This window comes from Microbulbifer sp., from assembly GCF_036563125.1.
Taxonomy (GTDB): domain Bacteria; phylum Pseudomonadota; class Gammaproteobacteria; order Pseudomonadales; family Cellvibrionaceae; genus Microbulbifer.
The window spans coordinates 1-5,994 of sequence record NZ_DATCMV010000013.1 but is presented as its reverse complement, the minus strand read 5'-3'; the positions used below and the strand labels follow the sequence as shown (position 1 = coordinate 5,994).

The following is a 5,994-nucleotide window of genomic DNA, read 5'->3' as shown; positions in this document are numbered from 1 at the left end:
GCCGAGCAGCCCCCCGGAAATAAACAGCGAGGCGCCGTAGAGCGCATTCGCGGTGCCGCTGATCTTGGGGAAGAACTCCAGGTAACAGGCGGCGGAGTTGGGGGCGATGATCCCGATACTGCCCATGGCCATCACCAGTGGTGCCAACCACGCCAGCAGCGACTGGCTCTTGCCGAAATACAGTGTGCTTGCGAGCAACAGCCCGCAGGCGAGCGTCAGCAGCGTCATTCCACCCATTAGGATCTGCCGGGGTTCGAACACCCTCAGCAGCCGGATATTCAGTTGCATCATTACGGCGAGTCCCAGCACACAGCTACCGAACATCAGCGGGAATTGCGAGGCTGACACGCCAAAGCGTTCCATAAATACGAAAGGTGCGGTGGTGATGTAGATGAACATACAGCCGCTCACCAGTGCCTGCCCGAACAGGAAACCCAGCGCGCGCGGGCAGCGGAAGATCTGCCCGTAGTTGCGAACCAGTGTGGTGCGGGACTCGCGCTGGCGGCGCGCGCGACGGAACTTCGACACCGTTTCCGGCAGTATCCCGCGCACCAGCACCATCATCAGCACACCGTACACCAGCAGGAATATGAAGATCGCGTGCCAGTCACCGAAGTTCAGCAGCGTGGCGCCGATCACCGGTGCCACCATCGGCGCGATCAGCATCATGGTGGAGATCATCGACATGATCCGCGCTGCGTCGCGCCCGTGGTACAGGTCGCGCACGATGGCGCCGCAGATCACCGTGGCAAAACCGCCCCCTACCGCCTGGCAAAAGCGCATTGCCACCAGCAGCTCGGCGCTGTTGGTGAACAGGATCATGGTGGTGCTGGCGATGAATATCGCAAGGCCAATGGTGCCGATCAGGATGCGCCCGAGGCGGTCCGACAGCGGCCCGCCGAAGATCTGACCCACCGCGAAGCCGAGCAAATAACTGGACACGGAATGCTGTATCAGCGCCACCTCGACCCCGAGCGCCTCGGCCATGGCGGGAATGGCCGGCAGGTAGGTGTCGATGGCAAACGGCGTCAGCGCCACCAGCGCGGCGAGACAGGGCGCGAGCCAGCGCGGCGGTTGGCCGTTGGCGTCGAAGAAATTCGGGGGCATAACTACTCGGGTAAAATCTGCGGGTGAACGCGCCCGCGCTCTGAAAAGCTTAGTCGTCGCGGTGCGGTAACTGGATAGCGCCGGCATCTTAGCCGGCGACGGCTATGGATTCCATGACGGTGAAGAGGTTTCGGTTGGGCGAGTGTTACTGGGTCGGATCGAACAGCAGTTCGCCCCCAATATAAAGACTCTGCCAGCGGGACGGGCGGTTCTCGAGCTCACCGCCTGCGAGCCGCTGGCGCAGCGATGGGAAATCCTCGTCGATTTCGCGGTTGTCGGAGGCCACAACTTGCCACGCGCCGTTGACCAACCCATAGGCGGTGATGGTGAGCAGATAGCGGTTGTTGCGGTGTTTCAGGGGTTCACCGCTGTGGCTGAACAGCAAAAACTCATCGCCGCCATCACCGTCGAGGTCTCTGGCCAACCAAATGCGCTGCCATTTTTCGTCAGGCGCCTTGTAGCTGTTTGCGGGGGCAAAGGCCTCGGGCAGGCTGCGGCCCTGCGGAAGCACTTGGATATCCAGCAGCTTGCGCACCTCCGCGCTCTGGTGCAGCGGGTTCTCCCGCAGCTTCCAGATCTCCTCTGTTTTTCCCTGCAGCGCTTCCAGGTAGGTCGTGAGCTGGTCCTGCTGGCGCACTGCCGGCATTTCCTTCGCAGTTTCAAGCGCCTGCCAACCCGGCCTCCCCAACTTGTGCCGCAGAAAAAAGAAATCGAAGTCCGCCAGCTGCACCCGCCCGCTGTGAAGACGTGCCAGCTGGCTGTCGGCGCTGATGCGCCAGAAATTCACCAGCGGCGTCTGCGTGACCAGGCACACTGCCAGCACCCACAGGGCCAGCCAGGTATTGATCCGCCTCAGCCACTCCGCCCAGTGTTGTCCACGGCGCAGGATCGACAGGCTGTAGCTGGCGGCCAGCAGCGCCAGGGTCACCGCCACCACAAACCCCCACAGCCGCTCCGGGGTCCAGCCGTACTGCGCCACCCGCAGCCACAGACCGTAAATGGCGAAGGCCGCATAGAACGGCGCCACCACCAGTGCCAGCAGCAACAGCCGGTTGATCCACTTGGGGTAGCGTGCAAACGGGAACTCGTCCTGGATCACGCCATTGGTGAAAAACAGTAATACCGCCACCAGCCACAGCAACAGGGCGCTGCCGTGACCGGTATTCCAGATGGGCTGCAGGCCGGTGAACGGCAGGGTGGCGAGGAACACGATGGTGAGCAGCGCCAGCAGAGGCAGCAGTGCCACCAGCATGGTGCGCAGCAGCCGCTTGAGGGTCAGCACGAAGCTCTGCTGGGAGCGGAACAGGATGGCCCCGCAGCCGCCCACCAGCCAGGTCACCGGATAAAAGAACCAGTCCCGCTCGAACAGGTCGTGGAAAAAATCCACACCCACCAGTTTGAACAGCGCTTGCCACAGGAACAGGATCAGCCAGAACAAGCCGGTGAACACCAGCGTCAGGCCGATGGTGAGGGCGTTGTCCCAGGAGTAGTGAAACAGCGCGGGATACTGCGGTTTCTGCAACCGCGCCGCCCCGCCGGCACAGGCACGCAGCAGGAAGGCGACGATAAAGGTCGCGATCACGATTGCCGGGACGAATTCGACGGGTTCACCGCAATACACCAGCTCGGCGGGGCTGCACTGGTAACCCCGGTAACCGGCAAGGAGTGCCAGCAGCAGGGCAAAACCCGCGACAATCCCCCAGTAGCCCCGCGCCAGACGTGGCGCGATGGTGACGATCACCAGCGGCGGGATGGCGATGGCAACGGTGAAACAGAGGTATTGCCACACCGGCGACCAGGTGTCGACGGCGGCGAAGAACTTGAGTGCGTAGAGGGCGAGTCCCTGAATCAGAGCCGCGGTGAGGATCAGGCGCCTCTCGGCGACACCAAGACTTTCGGTATCAGTGAGGTTTTCCGGCTGTTCGTCGCTGCTTCCCTGCATATCGCGCCCTGATCAGTGCTTTTCCTCTCGGAGATTGTAGAGGCCCTTTTTCAGCTTCAGCAGGTGTTCCTGCAGCTGCGGCCCCTTGCGCTGGGCCACGCCGATGGCGAGCACGTCGATCACCACCAGGTGTGCAATGCGCGAGGACAGCGGCGTGTACAGCTCGATGTCCTCTTCCACATCCACCTCCAGCGGAATGGTGGACTTGCGGGTTACCGGCGAGCCGCTGGGGCCGAGGCCGATCACCGTGGCACCCTGGGCCTTGGCCATTTCCATGGAGCGCAGCAGCGAGGAGGTGCGCCCGCTCTGGGAGATGGCCACCACCACGTCGCCGGGCTCCATGCCCATGGCGGACATGCTCTGCATATGGTGGTCCGAGTGGGCAGCGGCGGCGAGCTGCAGGCGGAAGAATTTGTGTTTGGCGTCGGAGGCGACGGCACCGGAGGCACCGAAGCCGAAGAATTCCACGCGTTTGGCGGCGGCGATGGCGGTGACCGCGGCCTCCAGTGCGCGGTTGTCGATCTTGTCGCGCACGTTCAGCAGGGTGTCGACGGTGGAGTCGAACACCTTGCGCTTGTACTCGGCGATGGTGTCGCTTTCGGTAACCGCAATCTGGCCGAAGCTGGGGCTGGAGGCCAGCTGCTGGGCGAGGTTGAGCTTGAATTCCTGGAACCCGGAGCAGCCCACGGCGCGGCAGAAACGCACGACCGTCGGTTCACTCACCTGGGCTTCGGTAGCCAGGTCGACGATACGCATATGAATGATTTCGCCGGGGTTGGCGAGGATATATTCCGCGACCTTGCGCTCAGATTTGCGCATGGAACTCAGCTGTTCGCTGATTTTCTGCGTGACTTCCGCTGGCTTCACGACATTACCTTCTCTGGTTCAGGTTGTGCAGTTTAGCGGCATGGCGGGGTGCTGGCGAGAGTTGATGGGCCATGTTGGCTGCTCTGTAGCGGGTCTGCGACCGGACAAGGCTTTGCATCGGGGTTCGGTTGTCCACCAAAAACCTGTTCATATAAACAGGTTACTTTTCTTTCCTCTGATACAATCGCCCCCATGGACGTATCTGAACTCTTAGACCCCCTAAACGATGCCCAGCGCGAGGCCGTAGCCGCGCCGCCGGGTAATCAACTGGTTCTCGCCGGTGCCGGCTCGGGCAAGACCCGCGTGCTGGTGCACCGTATCGCCTGGCTGATGCAGGTGGAGGGCGCCTCGCCCTACTCCATCATGGCGGTGACTTTTACCAACAAGGCCGCGCGCGAGATGCGCGGGCGTATCGAGGAGCTGCTGGGGGTCAATACCTTCGGCATGTGGGTGGGCACCTTCCACGGCCTCGCCCACCGCCTGCTGCGCGCCCACTGGCAGGAAGCCAAGCTGCCGCAGAACTTCCAGATCCTCGACAGCGACGACCAGCTGCGCCTGATCAAGCGGGTGCAGAACGAGCTGGGGCTCGATGACAAGAAGTGGGCACCGCGGGAGACCCAGTGGTGGATCGGCGCGCAGAAAGACGAAGGCCTGCGCCCCCAGTACATCCAGCTGAGTGGCGATCCCTGGCTGCAGACCATGGTGCGTATCTACGCCGCCTACGAAGAAGCCTGCCAGCGCGCCGGTCTCGTCGACTTTGGCGAGCTGCTGTTGCGCGCCCACGAATTGCTGCTGAATAACGACGGCATCCTTGCGCACTACCGCCGCCGCTTTCCTTACATCCTGGTCGACGAGTTCCAGGACACCAACACGATCCAGTACGCCTGGCTGCGCCTGCTGGCCGGCGACGAGTGCCATATCACCGCCGTTGGTGATGACGACCAGTCCATCTACGGTTGGCGCGGCGCCAAGATCGAAAACATCCAGCACTTCGAGCTGGACCGCAAAGATGTGCAGACGGTGCGCCTGGAGCAGAACTACCGCTCCACCAGCACCATCCTCAACGCCGCCAACGCGGTCATTGCCCACAATACCGGCCGCCTCGGCAAGGAGTTGTGGACCGAAGGCGAGAAAGGCGAGCCCATCGCGCTCTACTCTGCGTACAACGAGCAGGACGAGGCGCGCTTTATTGTCGAGCGTATCCGCGACTGGGTGCGCGATGGCAACCGCCGCGACAGCGTCGCCATCCTGTACCGCTCCAACGCCCAGTCGCGGGTGCTGGAAGAAGGTTTGCTGCGGGAACAGGTGCCCTACCGCATTTACGGCGGCCAGCGCTTCTACGAGCGCCTGGAGATCAAGAACGCGCTCGCTTACATGCGCCTGATCACCAACCGTCACGACGACACCGCGTTCGAGCGGGTGGTAAACACCCCGACCCGCGGCATCGGCGCCCGCACCGTGGATATGGTGCGCGAGTTTGCGCGCGAGCACGGCAGTTCCATGTGGGCGGCGGCGGAGAAAATGCTGCAGCAGAAAGTGCTGGCGGCCCGCGCCGGCAGCTCGCTAGGGGGTTTCCTCAGCCTGATCGATGCGCTGGAAGAAGAGAGCATCGACAAGACCCTCGACCATATCGCCGAGATGGCCATCGAACAGACCGGGCTGGTGGATTTCCACAGCAAGGAGAAAGGTGAGAAGGGCCAGACCCGGGTGGAGAACTTGCAGGAACTGGTTAGCGCCTGCCGCGCCTTCGACGGCGCACCCCAGGCCACCGACGCCGATGGCGAAGAGGTGGAGGAAGAGGAAGTACCACTGCTGAACCAGTTCCTCGACAGTGCGGCACTGGACGCCGGCGAGGGCCAGGCGGACGAGTTCGAGGACGCGGTGCAGCTGATGACCCTGCACTCCGCCAAGGGTTTGGAATTCCCGTTGGTATTCATGGCCGGCGTGGAGGAAAACCTGTTCCCGCACAAGATGTCCGCGCAGGAGCCCGGGCGCATGGAGGAGGAGCGTCGCCTCTGCTACGTGGGTATCACCCGCGCGATGCAGAAGCTGTACATCACCTACGCCGAGTGCCGCCG

The 5,994-nt window shown here is 62.8% G+C and carries 4 protein-coding genes; 1 reads left to right on the top strand and 3 read right to left on the bottom strand.

Features of this window, described 5'->3' with window-relative positions:
* From VIL80_RS00910 to VIL80_RS00900, 3 genes are all read right to left on the bottom strand, one after another.
* Nucleotides 1-1,107: multidrug effflux MFS transporter (locus tag VIL80_RS00910; protein ID WP_332034287.1), on the bottom strand; the 1,107-nt coding region annotated here is incomplete at its 3' end.
* Between the two features lie 145 nt (nt 1,108-1,252).
* On the bottom strand, nt 1,253-3,049 hold the full coding sequence (locus tag VIL80_RS00905; protein WP_332034286.1) for a DUF4153 domain-containing protein: 1,797 nt from the start codon (nt 3,047-3,049) through the stop codon (nt 1,253-1,255).
* Nucleotides 3,050-3,061: 12 nt separating this feature from the next.
* Nucleotides 3,062-3,916: a transcriptional regulator HexR gene (locus VIL80_RS00900; RefSeq protein ID WP_332034285.1), complete on the bottom strand. Its 855-nt coding sequence runs from the start codon at nt 3,914-3,916 to the stop codon at nt 3,062-3,064.
* 192 nt (nt 3,917-4,108) lie between these two features.
* Here VIL80_RS00900 and uvrD point away from each other — a divergent pair.
* On the top strand, nt 4,109-5,994 hold a 1,886-nt coding region (uvrD, locus tag VIL80_RS00895), incomplete at its 3' end, for a DNA helicase II (RefSeq protein ID WP_332034284.1).